The organism is Hydrogenophaga sp. (assembly GCF_018780075.1).
GTDB lineage: Bacteria > Pseudomonadota > Gammaproteobacteria > Burkholderiales > Burkholderiaceae_C > Hydrogenophaga.
The window spans coordinates 136,366-157,666 of sequence record NZ_JADMKB010000037.1 but is presented as its reverse complement, the minus strand read 5'-3'; the positions used below and the strand labels follow the sequence as shown (position 1 = coordinate 157,666).

Sequence of the window (21,301 nt, the reverse complement as noted above, 5' to 3'; positions counted from 1 at the left end):
CACCGAAGAACGGAGCTTCGACAATGGCTGATGTGAATTTTGCAGCAACGCGGGCCACACCCCGCAACCGAGTGAAGGCACGCGAGCTGGTGCCCTGCTACCGGGCCGGCGCCGGGCCTTCATCGTTTCGCCATGGGATGCCTGAGCATGAGCGCAGCGTGATCGATGCGGCCCTTGCCATCCTTGGGCGCTACCTGGGTGAGCCCGGCGCATCGTTCGACAGCCCCGACACGGTCCGGGAGTTCCTGCGACTGCACTTGGGCGCGGAGAAAACCGAGGTGTTCGCGGTGCTGTACCTTGACAGCCAAAACCGGGCCATTGCCTTTGAAACGCCATTCAATGGCACCCTGGCACAAACGAGCGTGTACCCCCGGGAGATCGCCCGCGCAGCTATTGCGCACAACGCGGCAGCCGTGGTCCTGGCGCACAACCACCCGAGCGGAGCGCTACAGGCAAGCCGGGCCGATGAAACCCTTACAGCCACCCTCAAGGCCGCGCTGGCGCTGGTGGACGTGCGGGTGTTGGATCATTTCATCGTGACCGGAAAAGGCTGCGCATCCATGGCCGAAATGGGGCTGGTGTAGCCCTGCGAAGTTTTCGCCACGCCTAGCCCGAGGCTGATCCCCGAGGGTGAAAAGCCGGAATCCTTCACCGGCCTGGCGCTGGCATCCCATGAAGGCCGCACCGTGAAGGGGGTGTGCATTGCGAAAGCCAGATGGCAAGGTTGGGCGGCCCAAGATGAGGGGCCGCGATGCGGCTGTGTTCCTGGCGCGATGGTGGCGGGTGAACTGTTTGCACGAGTCTGTTTCAGACGCTGACCAGTGGATCATTGAACACTGGCGAGAAAACACACAGCAAGGCCAAAAACCCGGCATCACCGATAGCGCCCACATTCGGGCCGCGATACGTCGCTGTGGTGAGACATGGCTGAAGGACGCAAGTTTTTCCCTGACCGATGGCCTGGGTTCCGCTTCCGAATCAACATCAATGGTGGTGCTTGATCCAGATAGGTGTATTTGGCGGGATGTGAGCAGCCTGCCTGGTGACTTCTGTCTTGACGCGTGTTTCATCTCTGCGATGGAGTTCGCCCTTCACGGACGGCCCAAGGTGATGATCTGGGGACCTGGCTTCAGGTCTGTCATACATGGTCACGGCGTTGCCATTGAGGACCGGTTGGGTGAGGTGCCAACGCTTATGGGGGATCGACAAGGACGAACCTTCGTTGCCTGCGCAATCGCGCAATCTGTAGGGCTGTTTCGACTCGGGAGGATTGAGCGGCTTCACGTGCCCAGTGGTAAGAGCTGGCAGTTTGGATCTAAAAGTTAGTGGTTGCACCGGCAAGAAATTAATTTCTTGCCTTTTGTCTTTGGAGGTCGGCAGAGACCATCGCGCCCATGTTCAACCAACATGGAGCGCAACAAGTGCAAACCAACCCCAGCGAACAACAGCGGAAGCCTGAAAAGCTGCTGCGCCTTCCCGATGTTGAGAGCCTGACCGGCCTCAAAAAATCAAGCATCTATGCGGGCATGAAGGCCAGCCCGCCCACCTTCCCCTATTGCGTTCGTCTGTCCACCCGTGCGGTGGCCTGGCGTGAATCCGACATTGCCACCTGGCAAGCCCAGCGCCAGCACACCGGGGGCCACCATGATTGACGCCCTGATATCGGGCCGCCTCCGCGGTGCCCCGTCATTCCGCACCGCTACCAACGGGACCCCCTTCGCTTCCTTCCGCGTGTCTGCCAGCGACCGCAAGGGCGAAAGCCTGCTGTGTTCCTGCATCGCGTTTTCACAGACCGCCATCGATGCCGTGCAACGCCTGAGCGACGGCGACAGCATCGCGGTAACGGGTGAAGCGACCATGACCACCTGGCAAGGCAATGACGGCACCCTGCGTCACGGCCTTGATGTGCTGGTGCATGGCGTGTTGACGGCCTACCACCTGGGCAGGAAGCGCAAGGCCAGCGAGCCCACTGGCGGCGACGACGAACGGGGGCCGCTGTGACCGCGCCCGAGTCACGACCCAAGACCCAGCCCGACGACCGCCCCGCCCAAGCGGTGCGCGTAGCCGACCACCTGGAAAAGCACCCCCACAGCACGCAAAAGGAAATTGACGCGGTTTGTGACACCGGGTGTATTTCCAAGGTGCTGTCAGACATGCCGCGCCCCGAGCTGGTGGGCATGGGCTACGGCCTGGCCTACGGCTGGCGCACCGTGCCATGTGCGAACGGAAGCCGAACGCGACAGGTGCGCACCTATGCCCTGTTGCACCGCCCGCGCACTCAGCCCGATCTCTTTACCCCCACATGACGCAAACCAACATCACGCCCGAGCTGATCCGCGCGGCCCTGGCGCACATACCGGCTAACCTGCAGCGCGACGAATGGGCGCGGGTGGCGATGGCCATCAAAAGTGAGTACCCGGACGGCACTGGCTTTGACCTGTTCGACCAATGGAGCGCCAGCGATCCCGACCGATACGAACCCAAGGCCACGCGGTCAACATGGCGCAGCGTCAAGGCGGGCGGCGGTGTGGGTGTTGCGACGCTGTTGCACCTGGCCAAAGAACACGGCTTCACGCTGCCCAAGGGCACGCAAGCCCCCGTGCCCCCCAGCGCCGAAGAACTGGCGCGGCGTGAGCGTGAGCGGGCACAGCGCCAGCAAGCCGAACAGGCCCGCATTGATGCCGCGCACGCGGCTGCAGCCGAGCAAACGGCGGCGCAGTGGCAGGCCGCCAGTGACGCAGGCAATAGCCCTTACCTGGTGCGCAAGGGTGTGCAGCCCCACGGCGTGCGCTTCGCAGCCGGTGGCGTGCTGCTGGTGCCCTTGCGCGACGGTGCGGGCACGCTGTGGAACGTGCAACGCATCGCGCCCGTGAAGCCCCAAGACGGCGCCCCGGAAAAGCTGTTCCTCAAGGGTGGCCGCAAGTCCGGGCTGTGGCACCTAGTGGGCGACCTGGCCACCAATGCCGCCCCGCCCGTGGTGCTGATTGCCGAGGGCTACGCCACGGCGGCCACGCTGCATGAAGCAACGGGGTACCCGGTGGCCGTGGCCTTTGATGCGGGCAACCTGCAGCATGTGGCCCGCGCCCTGCGCACGCTGTACCCGGCTGCGCTGCTGGTGGTGTGTGGCGACGACGACCGCGCCACCGAAGCCCAGACCGGCACGAACCCGGGCCGCGTGAAAGCTGCAGCGGCGGCCCGTGCGGTGCATGGCCTGGCGCTGTTCCCCAACGGCTTGCCCGATGGGGGTTCAGACTTCAATGACTTGCACCTGCACCACGGCGGGACCGCAGGCCTTGAGGCAGTGCGCGGCATCGTGGCCGCTGTGATCGATGCGCACACAGCCGCACAGCCCGCGCAAGGCACGCCAGCGGGCAAGGCAAGGGGCAGGGCAGGGCAAGCCCCCAGCGGCGGCGCTGGCGGCCCGCCTGCGAAGCCCGAGCACGCCCACGGCGAACCCGCCCCCGAGTGGGACCGATTCACGGTGGCCGATGCTGGCGTGCACTTCCAAGGGGTTGACCGCGACGGCAAGCCCACGGCCCCCGAATGGGTGTGCAGCCGCATGGACGTGGAAGCCCTGACCCGCGATCAAGACGGGCAGGGGTGGGGCTACCTGCTGACCTTTGCCGACCCGGTGGGCAAGCCCAAGCAATGGGCCATGCCCGCCCGGATGCTGGCCGGCGATGGCGGCGAATACCGGGCCGCGCTGCTGGGCATGGGCCTGCGCATCGCCCCGAGCCCCCGAGCCCGCAACCTGCTGACGCAGTACATACAGACCCGACAGCCCGCCGAATACGCCACGTGCACCGATCGCATTGGCTGGCACGGGCGGGCCTTTGTGTTGCCGCACGAGACCATCGGCGACGATGCCGAGCGCATCGTTTTTCAGACCGAGAACGCACAAGAAAACACGTTCCGCGTGAAGGGCACGACCGAGGAATGGGCGCAGCGCATCGCGGCCCCGTGTGCGGGCAATTCGCGCCTGGTGTTTGCCCTGGCCTGCGCCTTTGCCGGGCCGCTGCTGCGCCCTGCTGGTGTGGAGAGCGGGGGTTTTCACTTCCGGGGCGACAGCTCAAGCGGCAAGACAACGGCCCTCAAGGTGGCGGCCAGCGTGTACGGTGGCCCGTCCTACCTGCAGCGTTGGCGCACCACTGACAACGCCTTGGAAGCCATCGCGGCGCAGCACTGCGACGGCCTGCTGATCCTGGACGAACTGGCACAGGTGGACCCCAAGACGGCGGGCGAATGCGCGTACATGCTGGCGAACGAACAGAGCAAGGCCCGAGCGACCCGAACGGGCACGCCACGCGCACGCCTGTCCTGGCGCTTGCTGTTCCTGAGTGCTGGCGAGCTGGGGCTCGCTGATCACATGGCCGAAGGCATGAAGCGAGCCCGCACCGGGCAGGAAGTGCGCATGGCAGACATTCCGGCCGATGCGGGCAAGGGCATGGGCGCTTTTGAGAACCTTCACGACCACGAAGGCGGGTCGAACTTTTCGCGCTACCTGGTGGGGCAGGCGGGCAGCGTGTACGGGGCCACGGGCCGCGCCTGGCTGCAGTGGTTGACCGAGAACGCGGACACCATCAAGGGCCGCATCCGCACGGCATCGGCGGCCCTGGCGCTCCAGATCGTGCCCGAAGCTGCAGGCGGTCAGGTTGACCGGGTGGGCGCACGCTTTGCCCTGGTGGGCGCGGCTGGCGAGCTGGCCACAGCGGCGGGTCTGACGGGCTGGGCAGCGGGTGAAAGCGAGCGGGCCGCCCGTGAATGCTTCAATGCCTGGCTGGCGGCCCGTGGGGGCATCGGTAACGGTGAAGTGGTGGCCATGCTGCGACAGGTGCGGCGATTCCTTGAGGCGCACGGTGAAGGCCGCTTTACGTGGTGGCACCGGGCAGCCGACGACCACAACACCAAGACGTTGCACCGGGCAGGCTTCCGGCGCCTGTTGAATGACAGGGGTGAACCGATCAAGAGCAACCACGACCACGCCACGGACTACGGCGACCGAATGCCATCGGCTATGGGGGAGGGCGTGACCGTGGAGTATTTCGTTTTGCCCGAAGTGTTCAAGGGCGAACTGTGTCAAGGCTTCGACCCACAAGCGGTGGCCCGTGTGCTGTTGGATCATGAATGCCTGGTGCGCAAGGATGCCCAACGCTTCACCGTCAAGGAACGGTTGCCCAGCATGGGGCCCACCTGGTGCTACCGCATCCCGGCCCGCATCTTTGAACTTGACCTTTGAGCCCACCAGCCCGAGCCCGTGCAACGCGGGCCGGGTGGCTCAGGTGGCCACGGCGTGAGCGCCGGGCGGGCCGCCGATGGGCGGTGGTGCGGGAGTTTCTTTCGCGCCGATGTGCCCTTGGTTTGGGGGTACCAGACACCAGACCGAGGGGCGCAAGCGGCAACACCGGAAGCCCGCGCACGTTGCCGGAATGAGTTGTTCCCAGTGTTCCCAGTCGATTTGCGTTTGTTCCCAGTGGCATTGGGAACAGAAAATCTCAATGATGACAATGGGTTGCATGCGTTTTTCGAGTTTGTTCCCAGTGTTCCCACCAAATCAGGGCGACACCCTGAAGGAACCCACTCAAGGCGCACGCTGGCGCTTCCGGTCGCGGGTGGGTTCGGCGCGGCGCTGGAGGGCGGGTTGCTGGGCTTCCCCTGGTTGTGGCACTGGAGAGCCAACCCACTTTGCCGGGTCCTCCCTGGCCATCCTTCCCGAGGGTAATTCGCGCCCCAATGTCAGGTCAGTGAGTGCGGATCAAAAAGGGTGAACGGTGAATGGTGAATGGTGGACGCTGGGCCCTCCCGGTGCTGGCAGGTTAAGGTGCATCCGCATCCGTGTCGGCAGGCCTGTGATGCGACAGGAAGTTCACGGGTCCTCCCTGGTCATGCCGAATGAGGGTAGTTCGCGCCTCAAATTTTTGCCAGTCATGTGCCGGCGCAGGGGGTAAGTAAGCATGGTGATCAAGGGGGGGTCAACGGGTCCTCCCTGGCTTTCTCTGATGCGGGTAATTCGCGCCGCGATGGCGGACTGTTTCACGGGTGGCCCTAAGGGGGTTAAGTGAAGGTCCGGCCTCTTGATCTGTTGCGCCTGACATACAGCTTGGGCGCCGGACAGTGCCACCGGCCCGGGCTGATGCCCACAGATCACGACCATGTGCCCCCTGGCCTGCTCCCGCCCAACCACGGCAAGTCGGTGACCTGGTGCACCTGATCAGCAGCGCCTGCAGCTCGGGTCGGCGCCAGCACCACCGACCCTGAGCCGGTGCCCCCAGCCCTTCGACCTGGTGGGCCTGCTGCTCGGGTCAGATCGCCAGCCCCGGCGCCGGCAGCGCCAGCCCCACGGGCAAGCCCCCGACCTGGTGGACCTGATCGGCGAAGACTGCAGCCATGGCCGCTGCACAGAAGCCCCAGCGCGGCAAGCCCTTGACCTGGTGCGACTGATCGCCAGCCCCATGAGCCGCCCCTGGCCCCGTGGCTGGTGCGGCTGCAGTGGTGGGTGTGACAGCCGGGAGCTTGTGCCCCCTGCACCTTCTGCGCAGCGCTGCGACACGGGCAGGGGAGCGGTGAAAACACAAGGAGGGCAGGGCTTTTGGCCATGTGCCCCCACTTCCGGGCTTGGTGCCCCCAGATGTGCCCCCTTGTGCCCCCGGATGTTGCTAGACTTTCCCGGACCTTATCGCACCACAAATGCGGCGCCACAGAGTGAAAAAGAAAAAAGCCGGAAGGCTTTGGACCTTTCCGGCTTTGAATTTGGTACCACCAACAGGAATCGAACCTGTATCTAGCGCTTAGGAGGCACTCGTTCTATCCATTGAACTATGGCGGCGGGCGGTGGATTGTAAGTGGGGTCCGCGCCCGCTTCAGTCGAAGCGCTGGGTGAAGATCAGGTCGATGGCGTTTTCGGTGCCGGCGCGGGCGCGCAGGGTCAGGCGGCGCGAGAGGTCGTACAGGATGGACACGGTGCTCATCGCCCCGGCCAGGCTCTGTTCGTAGCTCAGGTAGAGGTCGCTGGAGAGGCGTTTGCCGACGGTGAGCGCGGCCTGGGTGGTGGTGCCGTCGCTGCCGGTGCTGGGGGCCGCGAAGCCGATTTCGTCCAGGCCCAGGGTGCGCGCCAGCGCGCCGTCGAGCGGTTCTCCGCCTTGCGAGAGCAGGCGGCGCGCGGCCTGCTGCAGCACGAAGGCCTGCGCCCCGGCCGTCGAGGCCGGGCGCCCCAGCACCAGCCAGGCCAGCTTGTCGGCCTCGGGCATGTCCGGGTCGGCGAACAGGCTCACGCGGGGCGCCTGCGCGTTGCCGCTGATCTGCACGCCCACGCGCTGTTCCACGTTGGCGGGCAGCTTGCGCACCGCGCGGATGTCCAGCGCCGGGTCGTCGTAGGGGCCGGTGAAACGCAGCGCGCCCGACTCGATGTTGAGCTGCTGGTCGTAGGCGCGGTAGGTGCCGCTGGCGGTGCGCACCTCGCCCAGCACGCGCGGCGTGGGCAGCGCCGGTGTGGCCTGCACCGTGAGCTGGCCTTCGAGCCGCGTCTGCAGGCCCTGGCCGCGCACCTCGAAACGCGGACCGAGGTCGAGCTGGATCGAAACGTCGGTCTGCACGCGCTGCGCCGAGCCCGCCTCGGTGGGCAGGGTCCGGGTGCTGCGCACGATCACATCGTTCCCCAAGGTCGGCGCCAGTTCGTCGGGCAGGACGAACATCGCGCTGTCGGCCGTGAGCTGCCCGCGCAGCCGCAGCAACGCGCCTTCGAGCTGGGCGTTGATCTCGCCCGAGAGCGTGAGGCGGCGGTCGGGCCGGTTGGAGACGCGCAGGCGCTGGGCCTTGGCCTGCAGGGTGATGACGGGTTCGCGCGCCAGGCCGTTGGCCGTGGGCCGCCAGGTGGCCTCGCCGCTGGCGTCGAGCGTGCCGCCGCTCTCGGCGCCGCCAGGGCCTTGCAGGCTGAAGCGGTCGACGCGGATGCGGTCGCCCGCGAGCGTGGCGCGCAACTGGCCGTTGGTGAGTGCAATGCCGTCGGCCACCGAGCGCAGGGCCAGCTCGTCGGCCGCCAGCGTGCCGCTCCAGGTGGGCGCGCCACGGGTGCCCGCGACCGTCGCGTCGGCGTTGAGCGTGCCTTGCATGCGCCAGCCGGGTGGCGCCAGCACCGACCACACGCCCACCTGCGGCAGCCGCACCTGCGCGGTGCCCTGGATCGGGGTGTCGGCCGGCCACCAGCGCTCCAGCAGGCCGGCCTCGGACGCAGCGTTGCCCGGGGCGACGGTGGCGTTCAGCTCGGCGCTGGCCTGGCCCAGGCGCTCGGTGTCCCAGCGCAGCTGTGCGCGCCAGCGGCGGTCTTGAAGGGCCAGGCTCACGCGCGCGTCGCGCACGCCAGCGTCGAGCGCCCCGTTGCCGTTGGCGGCCGTGGCGTCGGCCGGACCGGCCGCCCCTCCCCCCTGGCGCCAGCGCAGGCTGCCACTGCGCCGCTGCAGGCTGGCGGTGAGCGCGGGCGGCGTGCCGGCGTCGGCGGGCAGACGCACGTCCCAATCGGCATCGAACAGCAGGTCGCCGCTCAGTCCCGCCGCCTGCAGCGGGCCACGCGCATCGGGTTGCGCGAGGGCGGCGAGCATGTCGACCCAGGGCAGCGACAGGCCCTGCAGCCGGCCCTGCGTCTCCAGCGAGGCGCCTTGCCAGCGCAAATGCTGCCAGGCCAGGGTCAGCGGCGTGTCGGGGGTGGGGGCGCCCGCGTTCAGCGGACGCAGGAGCAAGCTGCCGGTGCCGGCGTCGAGCGACACGCTCTGACCCGGCACGCCCGTCCAGCCTAGGCGCAGCGGCTGCGGGCTCTCCAGCGCCCAGCCCGGCGCGGGGGCTTTCGGGTCGGCAGGGTTGGGCACCGGGTTCAGGCGCAGCGCGAGGCGGCTCAGGTCGATGTGCCCGCCTTCGCGCAGCACCGCGTTGGCGCGCAACTGCCCGGCCGTGTCGATCGAAGCGCGCCACGGCGCCACGGTGGCGCTGCCCTGCGCGCTGAGTTGCAGCGCCTGCAAGGGCCCTTGCGCCTGCAGCGCGATGCCCGCGAGCGCGAGCGGGCCGGTGGCGTCGCTCTCCAGCGCCAGCCGGGGCACGTTCAACGCCGCCTCCAGGCGCAGCGGCGCCACGGCGTCCGGGTCCGCGCCCGGCGCGGCCGGCCAGCCGAGCGCGCCCAGCCCGCCGTTCCATTTCAATGAAGCGTTCGCGTCACCCTCGGCGCTGTGCACGCCCTGCGCCGCGAGCGCCGCGCGCACCCGCTCGCCCACCCAGGGCAGGGTCTGCAGGCTGCGCACCCAGGCCAGCGCGCGCGCCGCGCTCGCGAGTTGCAACGTCGCTTCGCCCTGGCCCTGCGCGTGCGAAGCGAGGCCTTTCCACGCCAGGCCCAGACCGGGCAGCGCCAGGCTGCCCTGGCCGTCGTGGCGCAGCCGCGCCGTGTCCAGTTGTCCCTGGGCGTCGAGCTGCGCGCCCGCGATGGCGATGTGCGCTTCCGCCAGTTGCAGCAGACCGTGCCAGGCCGGTGGCGCAGCGGTGCCCGCCACGGCCGGTGCCGGTTGCCACAGCCCTTTGACCCGCACCTCGCTTTGCCGAAGCGCGGCCAGCGACACGCCGGCCGGCTGGCGCGCCGAGGGCGTGACCCGCGCACTCAGCTCCACGGCCTGCGGCGCGCTGGCGGTGGGCGCGGCGCGCGCGCTGGCCTGGGCGTCCAGGGCCGCCGGTGGCAGGGTGCTCCAGAGCAGGGCCGGGCGAACGCCGCTGGCCGTGGCTTCGCCTTGCCAGGCGCTGGGCAGGCGGGCGCCGCCGGCGGTGTCGAGGTCGAACGCGCCCTGGGCCTTCAACGTTCCGCCACCCAGCTCGGCCTGCAGGTCCGACACGGTCCAGCGCACGCCGCGCTGTTGAACCTCGGCGCTCAGGCTCTGCAGCGGGAGCCGCGCCTTGTCGGCCGGGCCGGGCAGGGCGTTGGCCAGCGTCACGCTCGCGCGCCACGCGGCGCCGTCGGGCTGCGCCTGTAGGCGGCCGCTGAGCGCGGTCATCGGCGCGGTGGGCCACAGCGCCGCGAGGTTCAGCGCCTGGGCGTTGGCGTCGGCACTGACCAGCGGCTGGGTCGCCCAGGGCATCACGCGCGCGGTGAGCGCGAGCGAGGGATGGGCGCCGGGTTCGGTCTTGCCCGTGGGGGTGGCGCTGCCTTGCACCTGGGCCGTGATGTCCAGCGCCGCCGCCGCGCCGCCCAGGTTGCCACGCACCTGCGCCTGGGCCGTGAGGCTCATGGCCTCGCCGTCGGGCACCCGGGTGGGCAGCGTGCCCTGCAGGTCCAGTGCCAGCGGCATGGGCGCCTCGGCACCCAGGGTCAGGGCGCCCTGGTAGCGGCCGTCGGCGAGTTGCAGGGTGTCCAGCCGCAGCCGGTGCGCGAAGGCGAGGCCGGTGGTGGCGGGCAGCGTTGGCGCGTCGCTGGAGGGGTCGAGAAGCCCGTAGTGGTAGTGGCCACGGATGTCGCTGAGCGTGAACGGCGAGGCGTCGGTGCCGATGTGCTCGAAACGGTCCACCGAAAAGGCCAGGCTCACCGGCAGCGGCAGCACGAGCCGCTCCAGCGGCTCGGTGGGCGTGGGTTCGCGGGTGTCGGTGATCCGCAGCAGCCGCAGGTGCGCCGAGCTGGGGTGCACACCCCGCCCGCGCAGGAGGCCGAGCCACAGCGCGTCGTCCCACTGCAGCACCACGCCTTCCGCGTGCACGGCCAGCGCGCCCCGGCGCCAGTCCAGCGCCGCCACCGTCACGCCGCTGCGCACGCTGCCTTCGACGCCCAGGGTGCGCAGCGTGCCCACCGTGTCGGCGCGCCGCTCCATCCAGCGCACGGCCCAGCCCACCGCCTGCGCCGCCGAGCCCGGCGTGCCGGCCCACCACCAGGTGGTGGCCAGCGTGGTGATCACCACCACCAGCAGAACGGCCAGCGAACGGACCACGAACCGGCCGATGCGCCGCCGCGCGCGCGGCGAAGGGGTGGGCGGTGGGGGCGGCGTGTCGTCGGTGGCGCTCATCGGTGTCAGAAGCTGAAGCCCACGTTCAGGTGCAGGCGCAGGCGTTTCGGCGTGACGCCGTAGGCGAGGTCCAGTTGCAGCGGCCCCACCGGGCTGTTGTAGCGCACGCCCGCGCCCACGCCGACCCGCGCCGTGGAGGGCGTGGTGCGGTTGGTGACGGTGCCGGCGTCCACGAACAGCACGCTTTCCCAGTCGGTGCGCACGCCCTGGCGCCAGATGGGGCGCTGCCACTCGAAGCTCGCCACCGCGAGGTAACGGCCGGCGGTCACGCTGCCGTCCGTCTGCATCACGCCGATGTCGCGCAGGCCGTAGCCGCGCACGGTGTTGTCGCCGCCGGTCAGGAACAGCTGCGTGTCGGGAATTGGTGCGTTCTGCTGGGCCAGCACCGCGCCGCCCTGCAGCCGCAGCGCCAGGCGCCCGAGCTGGCTGCGCGCGGCGGTGGTGTCGGAAGGGCGGTTGTCCGCGCCCGTGGCGGGCACGCTGCCCAGCGGCCAGTAGGCCAGCCAGCGGGCCTGGCTGGTGAAGAAGGGCTTGCGCGCGCCGTCCAGCGTCGTGCCCACGCCGAGGGTGAGCCCGAGACCGTAGCCCTCGTTGGGGTAGGGCAGGGTGTCGAAGCGGCGCCAGGTCCAGCCGTAGTTGGCCGACACCGCGGCCTCGTTGCCGTCGGACGAGGCCTGCGCCGAGACGGTGTTGACGGTGCGCGCGCGGTCGTACTGCACGAAATAGCGCCGGTCCAGCCGCGCCGTGGGCTGCGATTTGCCCAGGCTCAGCCGCAGGCTGGAGACGGTGGTCTCGTCGTCGATCTGGCGCGCCAGCCGGCCGCCCGCGAGCCACTGCCATCCCTTGTCTTCGATCGGTGCGGTCCAGTCCGAGGACAGCAACTGGTCGTTGCGTTCGAGCTGCAGCTTGCTCAGGGCCTGCCAGCCCAGGCCGGGCAGGCGCAGGTGCTTGTGTTCGGCGGACAGGCGCGGGCCGTTGTTGGTGCTGCCGCCCACGCCGAGCACGATGCTCTGCAGCGGCGCTTCTTTCACCTGCACCACCACCGGCGCGGGTGAGCCCGGGTCGTTGGCGGTCGTGTCCAGGTCCACGTAGGCAAACACCGAGCTGTAGTAGCCGGTGTCGACGATGCGCTGCTGAGCGTCCTGCAGTCGCGTGAGGCTGTAGTCCGTGCCCGGCCCCAGACCGGCCAGCCGCACCAGCCGCTGCACCGTGACCGGGTCGTAGCGCTCGGCGCCGTTCAGCCGCACCTCGCCCACCTTCACCGGCGCACCGGAGTCGAGTTCGATGTGCCAGAACGCCTGGTTCGCGCGGTTGTCGATGTCGCTCAGGCTGTTGACGATGCGCCCTCGCGGGTAGCGTTCGGCGGTGAGTTCGCGCAGCAGGTCCGACTTCAAGCGGCTCCAGCCGGCCTGCGTGAAGCCCTGGCCCACCGCCTGCTGGCTGCGTTGGCGCAGGGCTTCACGCTGACCGGCGGCCGCGTCGGCGCTGGCGATGTCGCCGCTGAGGTAGGCGGTGGCGGCGGCCACCTGGGTGGTCGGGCCCGGTGTCACGCGCACGAGCACATCGCCCAGGCCGCCGCCCGCCGACGGCTCGCGGGTCACCGAGATCTCGGGGGAAAAATAGCCTTGGGTGCCCAGCAGGTCGCGCAGGTTTTCGGGCGCCGCGACCAGCAGGCGGTCGAGTTCGCCCGTATCGAGATCGGACAGCGTGCGAAACCGCTGCAGTTCCATGTGGCGCAGCAGGAAGGCCTGCAGCGCCGGCGACGGGGTGTCGACGCGGATGCCGAAGCGCTCGCTCGCGGGTGCGTCACCCTCGGCCTCAGGCAACGCGCCTGGCGAAGGTGCCGGGGCGCTGAGGACTGCGGGTTCGGGGCTCTGCGCCACCACCGCGACCGGCCAGAGCGCCAGAAAGCAAAAGAGCCGTGTGCTCACCACACGGCCCCGCAAGCGAAGGTTCATTCGGGTCTATTTCGAGAGCATTCTCATCGTCTCTTCCAGGCCCCTCAAGGTCAGCGGGTGCATGCGCTGGCCCATGAGCTGCTGGATGATGCTGATGCTCTGTCGATACTGCCACACGCCCTGAGGTTCCGGGTTGATCCAGGCAAATTTGGGAAACGCGTGTGTGAGTCGTTGTAACCACTCGGCGCCGGCCTCTTCGTTGTTGTATTCCACGCTGCCGCCGGGCTGCAGGATCTCGTAGGGGCTCATGGTCGCGTCGCCCACGAAGATCAGTTTGTAGTCCTTGTTGTACTTGCGGATGATGTCCAGCGTCGGGAACTTCTCGGCGTAGCGGCGCTTGTTGTTCTTCCACATGAAGTCGTAGACGCAGTTGTGGAAGTAATAGAACTCCAGGTGCTTGAACTCGCTCTTGACCGCGCTGAACAGCTCTTCGACCCGCTGGATGTGTTCGTCCATGGTGCCGCCCACGTCCATCAGCAGCAGCACCTTCACGTTGTTGTGCCGCTCCGGGATCATCTTGATGTCCAGGTAGCCGGCGTTGGCCGCGGTGGCGCGGATGGTGTCGGGCAGGTCCAGCTCGAACTCGTTGCCCTCGCGCGCGAACTTGCGCAGGCGGCGCAGCGCCACCTTGATGTTGCGCGTGCCGAGTTCCTGCGTGTCGTCGTAGTCGCGGTAGGCGCGTTGCTCCCACACCTTCACGCCGCTCTTGTTGCCGCCCTTGCCGCCGATGCGCACGCCCTGCGGGTTCTGCCCGCTGTTGCCGAACGGCGAGGTGCCGCCGGTGCCGATCCACTTGCTGCCGCCCTCGTGGCGCTCCTTCTGCTCTTCGAGCCGCTTCTTGAGCGTCTCCATCAGCTCGTCCCAGTCCATTTTTGGCGCGTTGGCCTTCTGCTCGTCAGACAGGATGCGCTCCATCTCCTGGCGCAGCCAGTCGGCGGGAATGGGCTTGGTGAAGTCCGCGATCATCTCCACGCCCTTGAAGTAGGCGGCGAAGGCGCGGTCGAACTTGTCGTAGTGCTTCTCGTCCTTCACCAGCGCCGTGCGGCTGAGGAAGTAGAAGTCGTCCATGGTGCAGGCGTCGGGGTTGGTCGGGCCCACCACGTCCTGCTTCAAGGCTTCAAGCAGTGTGAGGTATTCCTTGACCGAGACCGGCAGCTTGGCCGCGCGCAGGGTGTAGAAGAAGTCGATCAGCATGGCGAATCCTCCGTATCGAGGTCGCGGGAGCCGTTCAGCGGTTCCGCTGGTTCATGAACACCAGCTTCTCGAACAGCGTGGTGTCCTGTTCGTTCTTGAGCAGCGCGCCCACCAGCGGTGGCACGGCGACCTTGCTGTCGGCGCTTTGCAGCGCTTCGAGCGGAATGTCTTCGGCCATCAACAGCTTGAGCCAGTCGATCAGTTCGCTGGTGCTGGGTTTCTTCTTCAGGCCGGGCAGGTTGCGCACATCGTAGAAGGTCTTCATCGCCACCTTCAGCAGGTCCTGCTTGAGACTGGGGAAGTGCACGTCCACGATCTTCTGCATGGTCTCCGCTTCGGGAAACTTGATGTAGTGGAAGAAGCAGCGGCGCAGGAAGGCGTCGGGCAGCTCTTTTTCGTTGTTGGAGGTGATGAACACCAGCGGGCGGTGCTTGGCGCGCACCAGCTCGCGCGTCTCGTAGCAATAGAACTCCATGCGGTCGAGTTCGCGCAGCAGGTCGTTGGGGAACTCGATGTCGGCCTTGTCGATTTCGTCGATCAGCAGCGCCACCGGCTCGTCGGCCGTGAAGGCCTGCCACAGCACGCCCTTGACGATGTAGTTGTGGATGTCCTTGACCTTTTCGTCGCCGAGCTGCGAATCGCGCAGGCGGCTCACCGCGTCGTATTCGTACAGGCCCTGCTGCGCCTTGGTGGTGCTCTTGATGTGCCACTGCAGCAGTGGCACGTTCAGCGCCTGCGCCACCTCTTCGGCCAGCATGGTCTTGCCGGTGCCCGGCTCGCCCTTGACCAGCAGCGGGCGCTTGAGCGTGATGGCAGCGTTGACGGCCAGCATCAGGTCCTGTGTGGCGACGTAGTTTTCAGAGCCTTGGAATTTCATGGGGGTGACGCGGTTGACGCTGCGGCGGGCCAGCGGATCAGGGTATTCAATAAGCGGTCGGCGATGATCGAGTCTATATAATCGTCTGTTGATTTTTATCAATCGTCCATCTCATTGTGCTTGCAAAATGAACCAACTGTTGCCCCTGATCACCCGTACCGTTGTCGCCGCTGCGACCCTTTTGGTGGCCGCCACGGCCGCTCAGGCTCAGGGCGTGACCGGCTCCGCTGATGCGGGCAAGAAGAAGGCCGAGATGTGCATCGGTTGCCACGGCATCGCGGGGTACCAGAACAGCTTCCCCGAGATCCACAAGGTGCCGAAAATCTCGGGCCAGTCCGACAAGTACATCGTGTCCGCGCTGACCGCCTACAAAAAGGGCGACCGCAAGCACCCGTCCATGCGTGGCATCGCTGCCTCGCTGTCCGAGCAGGACATGGCCGATCTGGCCGCCTTCTACTCGGCTCAAGCGGGCAAGGCACCGGGCGATGCGCCCAAGACCGCCAGCGCCGCAGCCGCCGCACTGATTGAGAAGGGTGCCTGCGCTTCCTGCCACGGCGCCAACTTCGCCAAACCCATCGACCCGACCTACCCCAAGATCGCCGGCCAGCACGCCGACTACCTGTACGTGGCGCTCAAGGCCTATTCGGTGGAAGGCAACAACGTGGTTGGCCGCTCCAACGGCATCATGGCCGGCATCGCCAAGCAGTTCAAGCCGGCCGAAATGCGCGAGATCGCCAAGTACCTCGGCTCGCTGGATGGCGACCTGCAGACCGTGCCGCAATCGCGCTTCCGCTGATCCGCGCCAACGCCCATGAAAAAGCCGCTCTCAGAGCGGCTTTTTTGTTGTGGGGATCTTGAAGCTGAAGCCATGCCGGGAGGTCAATCCTGTGTCGCCCGGCGCCGCACCTGGTCGATGTAGGCCTGGCCGTCGGGCGGGCGGCCGGCCCGCTGGCTTTCCCAGAGCATGGTGCCTAGGCATTCCATCACCTCGTGGTGCGCGGCGTGCAGATCGCCCCGGCGCGCCGCCAGCAACTCCACCGCCTGGCGGATGCCGGGGGGCTGGTCGATGCTGCACTGCTCGCTGATGGACAGGTGCATCGACAGGTGCAGGAACGGGTTCTCGTTGGTGCCGCTGCCCGGCTCCCCCAGGCGGGCCAGCGCAGTGTCCACATCGGACAGCTCGGCGTGGTACTCGGGGTGCTCGGCGATCCACTGACCGGCCAGCGTCTCGATGGCCTCCATGGGTTGTCCGCCCAGGCGCTTGGCGTGGACCGAACAGAAAAAGCGCCGCACATCGGCTTGGGACGGATTGAACATGGATGCATTATCCTGCATGTGTTTTTCGGTTTCGGCGGTGGATGACCTGTCACTTCAACGCCCGACGCGACCCACCACCCTATCGGAGACAAGCCATGACCCAAGCCTACATCTGCGACGCGATCCGCACGCCCTTCGGCCGCTACGGCGGCGCGCTCTCGAGCGTGCGCACCGACGACCTCGGCGCCATTCCCCTTCGCGCCCTGATGGCGCGCAACCCGAACGTCGACTGGGCCGCCATCACCGACGTGCTCTACGGCTGCGCCAACCAGGCCGGTGAAGACAACCGCAACGTCGCGCGCATGAGCAGCCTGCTCGCCGGCCTGCCGCTGGAGGTGCCCGGTGGCACCATCAACCGCCTGTGCGGGTCCGGTCTCGATGCCGTGGGCAGCGCGGCGCGTGCCATCAAGGCGGGTGAAGCCGGCCTGATGATCGCCGGCGGCGTGGAAAGCATGAGCCGTGCGCCCTTCGTCATGCCCAAGGCCGAAAGTGCCTTTTCGCGCAACAACGCCGTGTACGACACCACCATCGGCTGGCGCTTCGTCAACAAGCTGATGAAGGCCCAGTACGGCGTGGACTCGATGCCCGAGACGGCCGAAAACGTGGCGACCGACTTCAAGATCGAACGCGAAGCGCAGGACCGCATGGCCTTGGCCAGCCAGATGAAAGCCGTGGCGGCCATCAAGGCCGGCCACCTGGCGCGCGAGATCTGCCCCGTGAGCATCCCGCAAAAGAAGGGCGATTCGCTGGTGGTGGACACCGACGAACACCCGCGCGAAACCAGCCTGGAAACGCTGGCCAAACTCAAAGGCGTGGTGCGGCCCGACGGCACGGTGACCGCGGGCAACGCCAGCGGCGTGAACGACGGTGCCTGCGCGCTGCTGCTGGCCGACGAAGCCACCGCCGCCAAGAACGGACTCACCCCCAAGGCCCGCATCGTCGGCATGGCCACGGCCGGGGTGGCGCCGCGCATCATGGGCATCGGCCCGGCACCGGCAACGCAGAAGGTGCTTGCCCTCACCGGACTCAAACTCGACCAGCTGGATGTGATCGAACTCAATGAAGCCTTTGCCGCACAAGGGCTGGCCGTGCTGCGCCAGCTCGGTCTGCAAGACGACGATGAGCGCGTGAACGCCTGGGGCGGCGCCATCGCGCTGGGTCATCCGCTGGGCGCCAGCGGCGCGCGCCTGGCCACCACGGCGGTCAACCGCCTGCACGCCACCGGCGGGCGTTACGCGCTGTGCACCATGTGCATCGGCGTGGGGCAGGGCATTGCGCTGATCATCGAGCGCGTGTGAACGGTGACCAACGTGGCAGGGTGTTGGGCAACCGGAAGCGTGGTGTGACGTGCTGCTGATCACCGATCCGCTGTTTTACGCCGTCGCGATTCCCGCGGTGCTGCTCCTGGGCGTGAGCAAGAGCGGCTTTGGGGCCGGCTTCGGCTCGCTCGCCGTGCCGATGATGGCGCTGGCGGTCACGGTGCCGCAGGCAGCGGCGATCCTGATGCCGGTGTTGCTGGTGATGGACCTGCTGGGCATGGCGGCGTTTCGCAACAACGTGGACCGCCAGCTCTTGCGCTTCCTGTTGCCCTTCGGCCTGCTCGGCATCGTGATTGGCACGCTCTTGTTCAAGGTGCTGGATGCGAAGGTGGTGGCGGGCATCGTCGGCGGTTTCACGCTGTTGTTTCTCGCGCAGCGCCTGCTGTTTCCGCCCAAGGCCGACAGCCCACCACCACCCCGGTGGCTGGGGGCGCTGCTGACCACGACCTCGGGGTTCACCAGCTTCATCGCCCACGCAGGGGGGCCGCCGATCAACGCCTACGTGATTCCCTTGAAGCTCACACCGGTGCTGTTCACCGGCACCATGGCGTTCTTCTTTTTCTTCATCAACCTCGCCAAGTGGATTCCCTACGCCTGGCTGGGCCTGCTCGACATGCGCAACATGCTGACCTCGCTGGCGCTGTTGCCGTTCGCGCCCATCGGTGTCTGGGTGGGGGTGCGCATCGCGCACCGCATTCACCCGGTGTTGTTCTACCGGCTGGTGTACACCGGCATGTTCCTCACCGGGATCAAGCTGGTGTGGGACGGCTGGCCGTTAACATAGCAGCCGTTTGTCTTGCGCCCAAGGAGGCTGGATATGCCGGTGGTGGTGATCGCGAATCCCAAAGGGGGTGTGGGCAAATCCACCCTGTCGACCAACGTGGCCGGTTTCTTCGCGAGCCGAGGGCATTCGGTGATGCTGGGCGACGCCGACCGCCAGCAGTCGTCGGCGCTGTGGCTGCGCCTGCGCCCCCAGGCCGCCCGACCCATCCAGACATGGGACCTCTCGGGCGACCAGATCGCCCGGGCACCCAGAGGCACGAGCCATGTGGTGCTGGACACGCCGGCGGGCTTGCATGGTGGGCTCTTCAAGGACGCGCTCAAGCAGGCCGACAAGGTGCTCGTGCCGCTGCAGCCCAGCATCTTTGACATCTACGCCACGCGTGCCTTTCTGGACGAGCTGGCCGAGTCACGGCGTGCCGATAAGCTGCAGGTGGGCATCGTCGGCATGCGTGTGGACGCGCGCACCATCGCGGCCGAAAAGCTGCACGAGTTCGTGAACGGGCTGGGTCTGCCGGTGCTGGGTTTCCTGCGCGACACGCAGAACTACATCCATCTCGCGGCGCGTGGCCTGACGCTGTTCGATGTGGCGCCCAGCCGGGTGGAGAAAGACCTGGAGCAGTGGCAGGGCATCTGCGACTGGCTGGAGCGCTGAACGGTGGCCCGTTGAGGGGCCTGTCGCCGTGCCGACAGCGAGGCCCCGTGGGGCCGACTAGAGTCCTCAGCCATGAGAAGCTTTGAAACCCTGAACGATCTGGTGGCTTGCGTGGGCGAAGAAGTCGCCGTGAGCGACTGGGTGACCGTGACCCAGGACCAGGTCAACCGCTTTGCCGATGCGACCGGCGATCACCAGTGGATCCATGTGGACGTGGAGCGCGCCAAGGCGGGGCCTTTCGGGTCACCGATCGCTCACGGCTTTCTCACCTTGTCCTTGATCCCCGTGTTCTTCGATACGGCATTTGAAATCCGCCAGTCGGGCATGGGCGTGAACTACGGGTTGAACAAGGTGCGTTTCACGGCCCCCGTACCGGTGGGCAGCCGGCTGCGCGCGCGCATGACTTTGATGGCGGCCACGCCCATCGAGCACCACGGTTTTCAGATGACCTGGAGCGTTTCTGTCGAACGCGAAGGGGTCGACAAACCGGTGTGTGTGGCTGAGGCGCTGGTGCGCAGCTACCCCTGAACGCCTATCGTGTGCGCGGCCTACTTGATGCGCACGAGCTGACGGGGTTCGAGCCAGCCCTCAAACGCCGACATCAGGTTGTTGATGCGTTCGGCGGCGACCGCCTGGCTGGTTTGCTGTGAGATGAGTTGATAGGCGTCGTTGCGCAGCATCCAGAGCTCCTGGGCTGTCTTCGTCTGGACGATCTTGTGTCGCAGGCGCTGCGCCTGCACGCTGTCGCAATCGTCCATGCATTGCAACAAGGCGGTGCGAATGGACTGAAGGTCTTTCAGGCTGGCCGTTGCGCTCACGGGCTTGCGCGGCGCCATCTTGCCCTTGATGAGCCTGGTGAGTAGCGGAATCAAACAAATCTCCGGGATGCCTGGTGGGGGAGGCTGAACCATCGGCATGGCCGAGCAGCGGCGCATCGCTGGGCGCGACGGCAGGGTCGTATTGTGTGATCGGGTGCCGGGTCTGTGTGAGGTGCGTACCTCAGCCCATTGGTGAACTGCGTCACGGTGGTGTGGCTCCAAATCCCTGTTGCCGCCAGGCTTCGTAGGCGAGCACCGCCACGGCGTTGGACAGGTTCAGGCTGCGCTGGCCGTCGAGCATGGGCAGGCGCAGTTGCTGGGGGGTGGGAATGTGTTCTCGGACCTCGCCCGGCAGGCCATCGGTCTCCGACCCGAAGACCAGCCAGTCCCCAGGCATGTAGCTTTGCCCATACGCGTTGCCCTGACCTCGGGTGGTCAAGGCGTACATCCGGTGCAGATCGGGTTGTTCTGTCGCGATGAATGTGGACCAGTCGGCGTGGCGGCGCACGCGAGCGTATTCGTGGTAATCGAGACCGGCACGGCGCATCTGTTTGTCGTCCATTGAAAAACCCAGCGGCTCGATGAGGTGCAGATCGCAGCCGGTGTTGGCGCACAAGCGGATCACGTTCCCGGTGTTGGGAGGGATCTGTGGTGCTACCAGAACAATGCGGAACATGGGTTCAATGGACGCGGTTTGGCAGTGTCAACCAGTGGTCTGGTTTTGTGGTGCTCCCCTGCAACGCCGCGATGATAAGCGCATTGTTGTGGGCAGAGACACACCGTGCTCGGTGCGTTGGATTCTGTTCAATCCGATGGTGTGCGTGCCAGCACCAGCGCGGCGATGTCGGCCACGCCCGCCTGTTGCAGGGCCTGTGCCGCGCTGTTCAGCGTGGCGCCCGTGGTGCGCACGTCGTCCACCAGCACCACGCGGGCACCGGCCAGGCGCGGCACGTGATCGGGGTGAGCCGCGAACGCACCGCGCAGGTTGTTCAGCCGCTGTGCCTGCGGCAACCGATGCTGGTCTGGCGCATCGATCACACGCACCAGCGCGTCGGCCAGCGCCGCCCGACCGGTCCGGCGCTGCAACACCTTCGTGAGTTCCCAAGCCTGGTTGTAACCGCGCTCGGCCAGGCGGCGGGACGTCACGGGGATGGGTACCAGGAGCACGCCTGAAGGCAGCAGTCCGCGAGCCATCGCCTGTTCCAGCATCGGTTCGGCCAGAACGGTGGCCCAGCCGGGTTCGCCCCGGAATTTGAACCGCGCAATCAACGCGTCCCATGGGTAGCCATAGTCGACAGCCGCCGCGCAGCGAGCGATCAGCGGCGGTTGCGCGCTGGCAAGGCAACGCCCGCACAGCCCCCAGCC

17 protein-coding genes, 1 tRNA gene and 1 pseudogene are annotated in these 21,301 nt (G+C 67.4%); 10 read left to right on the top strand and 9 right to left on the bottom strand.

Annotation, left to right across the window (positions count from 1 at the left end):
* Positions 1–215 precede the first annotated feature (215 nt).
* From IV088_RS09055 to IV088_RS09035, 5 genes and pseudogenes are all read left to right on the top strand, one after another.
* Positions 216–584: pseudogene (locus tag IV088_RS09055) on the top strand (JAB domain-containing protein); the annotation flags it as partial.
* Positions 585–1,394: 810 nt separating this feature from the next.
* Complete coding sequence (locus IV088_RS09050) at positions 1,395–1,652, top strand: AlpA family transcriptional regulator (protein WP_291100745.1); 258 nt, start codon at positions 1,395–1,397, stop codon at positions 1,650–1,652.
* Positions 1,645–2,001: a single-stranded DNA-binding protein gene (locus tag IV088_RS09045; RefSeq protein WP_291100742.1), complete on the top strand. Its 357-nt coding sequence runs from the start codon at positions 1,645–1,647 to the stop codon at positions 1,999–2,001. Before IV088_RS09050 ends, IV088_RS09045 begins: the two co-directional genes overlap by 8 nt.
* On the top strand, positions 1,998–2,306 hold the full coding sequence (locus IV088_RS09040; protein WP_291100739.1) for a hypothetical protein: 309 nt from the start codon (positions 1,998–2,000) through the stop codon (positions 2,304–2,306). Before IV088_RS09045 ends, IV088_RS09040 begins: the two co-directional genes overlap by 4 nt.
* Positions 2,303–5,236: a DUF927 domain-containing protein gene (locus IV088_RS09035; protein ID WP_291100736.1), complete on the top strand. Its 2,934-nt coding sequence runs from the start codon at positions 2,303–2,305 to the stop codon at positions 5,234–5,236. The genes IV088_RS09040 and IV088_RS09035 overlap by 4 nt, the downstream gene beginning before the upstream one ends.
* A 1,512-nt stretch (positions 5,237–6,748) precedes the next feature.
* Here IV088_RS09035 and IV088_RS09030 read toward each other — a convergent pair.
* From IV088_RS09030 to IV088_RS09010, 5 genes are all read right to left on the bottom strand, one after another.
* Positions 6,749–6,823: transfer RNA gene (locus IV088_RS09030), tRNA-Arg, on the bottom strand.
* Positions 6,824–6,857: 34 nt separating this feature from the next.
* Positions 6,858–11,018 carry a translocation/assembly module TamB domain-containing protein gene (locus tag IV088_RS09025; protein WP_291100733.1) on the bottom strand — a complete coding sequence of 1,387 codons (4,161 nt, stop codon included), beginning with the start codon at positions 11,016–11,018 and terminating at the stop codon, positions 6,858–6,860.
* 5 nt (positions 11,019–11,023) lie between these two features.
* Positions 11,024–12,976 carry an autotransporter assembly complex family protein gene (locus IV088_RS09020; RefSeq protein ID WP_291100731.1) on the bottom strand — a complete coding sequence of 651 codons (1,953 nt, stop codon included), beginning with the start codon at positions 12,974–12,976 and terminating at the stop codon, positions 11,024–11,026.
* Between the two features lie 6 nt (positions 12,977–12,982).
* Positions 12,983–14,170 (bottom strand): VWA domain-containing protein, encoded by a 1,188-nt coding sequence (locus IV088_RS09015; protein WP_291100729.1) that lies wholly within the window; start codon positions 14,168–14,170, stop codon positions 12,983–12,985.
* Positions 14,171–14,204: 34 nt separating this feature from the next.
* Complete coding sequence (locus IV088_RS09010) at positions 14,205–15,047, bottom strand: MoxR family ATPase (RefSeq protein WP_291100726.1); 843 nt, start codon at positions 15,045–15,047, stop codon at positions 14,205–14,207.
* A 127-nt stretch (positions 15,048–15,174) separates the two neighbouring features.
* Here IV088_RS09010 and IV088_RS09005 point away from each other — a divergent pair, with 127 nt between their 5' ends.
* Positions 15,175–15,843: a c-type cytochrome gene (locus tag IV088_RS09005; RefSeq protein ID WP_291100723.1), complete on the top strand. Its 669-nt coding sequence runs from the start codon at positions 15,175–15,177 to the stop codon at positions 15,841–15,843.
* An 83-nt stretch (positions 15,844–15,926) separates the two neighbouring features.
* On the opposite strand, the gene IV088_RS09000 is transcribed toward IV088_RS09005, so the two are convergent.
* Positions 15,927–16,364, bottom strand: a complete 438-nt coding sequence (locus tag IV088_RS09000; protein ID WP_291100720.1) for a DUF1841 family protein — start codon at positions 16,362–16,364, stop codon at positions 15,927–15,929.
* A 95-nt stretch (positions 16,365–16,459) separates the two neighbouring features.
* On the opposite strand from IV088_RS09000, the gene pcaF reads away from it, so the two are divergent.
* From pcaF to IV088_RS08980, 4 genes are all read left to right on the top strand, one after another.
* Positions 16,460–17,662, top strand: a complete 1,203-nt coding sequence (pcaF, locus tag IV088_RS08995) for a 3-oxoadipyl-CoA thiolase (RefSeq protein WP_291100717.1) — start codon at positions 16,460–16,462, stop codon at positions 17,660–17,662.
* Between the two features lie 49 nt (positions 17,663–17,711).
* On the top strand, positions 17,712–18,467 hold the full coding sequence (locus IV088_RS08990; RefSeq protein ID WP_291100714.1) for a sulfite exporter TauE/SafE family protein: 756 nt from the start codon (positions 17,712–17,714) through the stop codon (positions 18,465–18,467).
* A 33-nt stretch (positions 18,468–18,500) separates the two neighbouring features.
* On the top strand, positions 18,501–19,118 hold the full coding sequence (locus IV088_RS08985; protein ID WP_291100711.1) for a ParA family protein: 618 nt from the start codon (positions 18,501–18,503) through the stop codon (positions 19,116–19,118).
* Between the two features lie 72 nt (positions 19,119–19,190).
* On the top strand, positions 19,191–19,646 hold the full coding sequence (locus IV088_RS08980; protein WP_291100707.1) for a MaoC family dehydratase: 456 nt from the start codon (positions 19,191–19,193) through the stop codon (positions 19,644–19,646).
* Positions 19,647–19,666: 20 nt separating this feature from the next.
* Here the strand turns inward: IV088_RS08980 and IV088_RS08975 are convergent, their stop codons facing one another.
* The 3 genes from IV088_RS08975 to IV088_RS08965 form a co-directional block, all read right to left on the bottom strand.
* A complete protein-coding gene (locus IV088_RS08975; RefSeq protein WP_291100705.1) occupies positions 19,667–19,990 on the bottom strand; it encodes a hypothetical protein in 324 nt (107 codons plus the stop codon).
* Positions 19,991–20,138: 148 nt separating this feature from the next.
* Positions 20,139–20,612: a tRNA (uridine(34)/cytosine(34)/5-carboxymethylaminomethyluridine(34)-2'-O)-methyltransferase TrmL gene (gene trmL, locus IV088_RS08970; protein ID WP_291100703.1), complete on the bottom strand. Its 474-nt coding sequence runs from the start codon at positions 20,610–20,612 to the stop codon at positions 20,139–20,141.
* Between the two features lie 128 nt (positions 20,613–20,740).
* Positions 20,741–21,130: a ComF family protein gene (locus IV088_RS08965; RefSeq protein WP_291100700.1), complete on the bottom strand. Its 390-nt coding sequence runs from the start codon at positions 21,128–21,130 to the stop codon at positions 20,741–20,743.
* Between the last annotated feature and the right edge of the window lie 171 nt (positions 21,131–21,301).

Bases quoted from the DNA above. Each gene is read 5' to 3' on its own strand.
- IV088_RS09035 (WP_291100736.1), top strand. From the start codon at position 2,303: ATGACGCAAACCAACATCACGCCCGAGCTGATCCGCGCGGCCCTGGCG.
- IV088_RS09025 (WP_291100733.1), bottom strand. From the start codon at position 11,018: ATGAGCGCCACCGACGACACGCCGCCCCCACCGCCCACCCCTTCGCCG.
- IV088_RS09050 (WP_291100745.1), top strand. From the start codon at position 1,395: ATGTTCAACCAACATGGAGCGCAACAAGTGCAAACCAACCCCAGCGAA.
- IV088_RS09000 (WP_291100720.1), bottom strand. From the start codon at position 16,364: ATGTTCAATCCGTCCCAAGCCGATGTGCGGCGCTTTTTCTGTTCGGTC.
- IV088_RS08965 (WP_291100700.1), bottom strand. From the start codon at position 21,130: ATGGCTCGCGGACTGCTGCCTTCAGGCGTGCTCCTGGTACCCATCCCC.
- IV088_RS09045 (WP_291100742.1), top strand. From the start codon at position 1,645: ATGATTGACGCCCTGATATCGGGCCGCCTCCGCGGTGCCCCGTCATTC.
- IV088_RS08985 (WP_291100711.1), top strand. From the start codon at position 18,501: ATGCCGGTGGTGGTGATCGCGAATCCCAAAGGGGGTGTGGGCAAATCC.
- IV088_RS09005 (WP_291100723.1), top strand. From the start codon at position 15,175: ATGAACCAACTGTTGCCCCTGATCACCCGTACCGTTGTCGCCGCTGCG.
- IV088_RS08980 (WP_291100707.1), top strand. From the start codon at position 19,191: ATGAGAAGCTTTGAAACCCTGAACGATCTGGTGGCTTGCGTGGGCGAA.
- trmL (WP_291100703.1), bottom strand. From the start codon at position 20,612: ATGTTCCGCATTGTTCTGGTAGCACCACAGATCCCTCCCAACACCGGG.
- IV088_RS09020 (WP_291100731.1), bottom strand. From the start codon at position 12,976: ATGAACCTTCGCTTGCGGGGCCGTGTGGTGAGCACACGGCTCTTTTGC.
- pcaF (WP_291100717.1), top strand. From the start codon at position 16,460: ATGACCCAAGCCTACATCTGCGACGCGATCCGCACGCCCTTCGGCCGC.
- IV088_RS09010 (WP_291100726.1), bottom strand. From the start codon at position 15,047: ATGAAATTCCAAGGCTCTGAAAACTACGTCGCCACACAGGACCTGATG.
- IV088_RS09015 (WP_291100729.1), bottom strand. From the start codon at position 14,170: ATGCTGATCGACTTCTTCTACACCCTGCGCGCGGCCAAGCTGCCGGTC.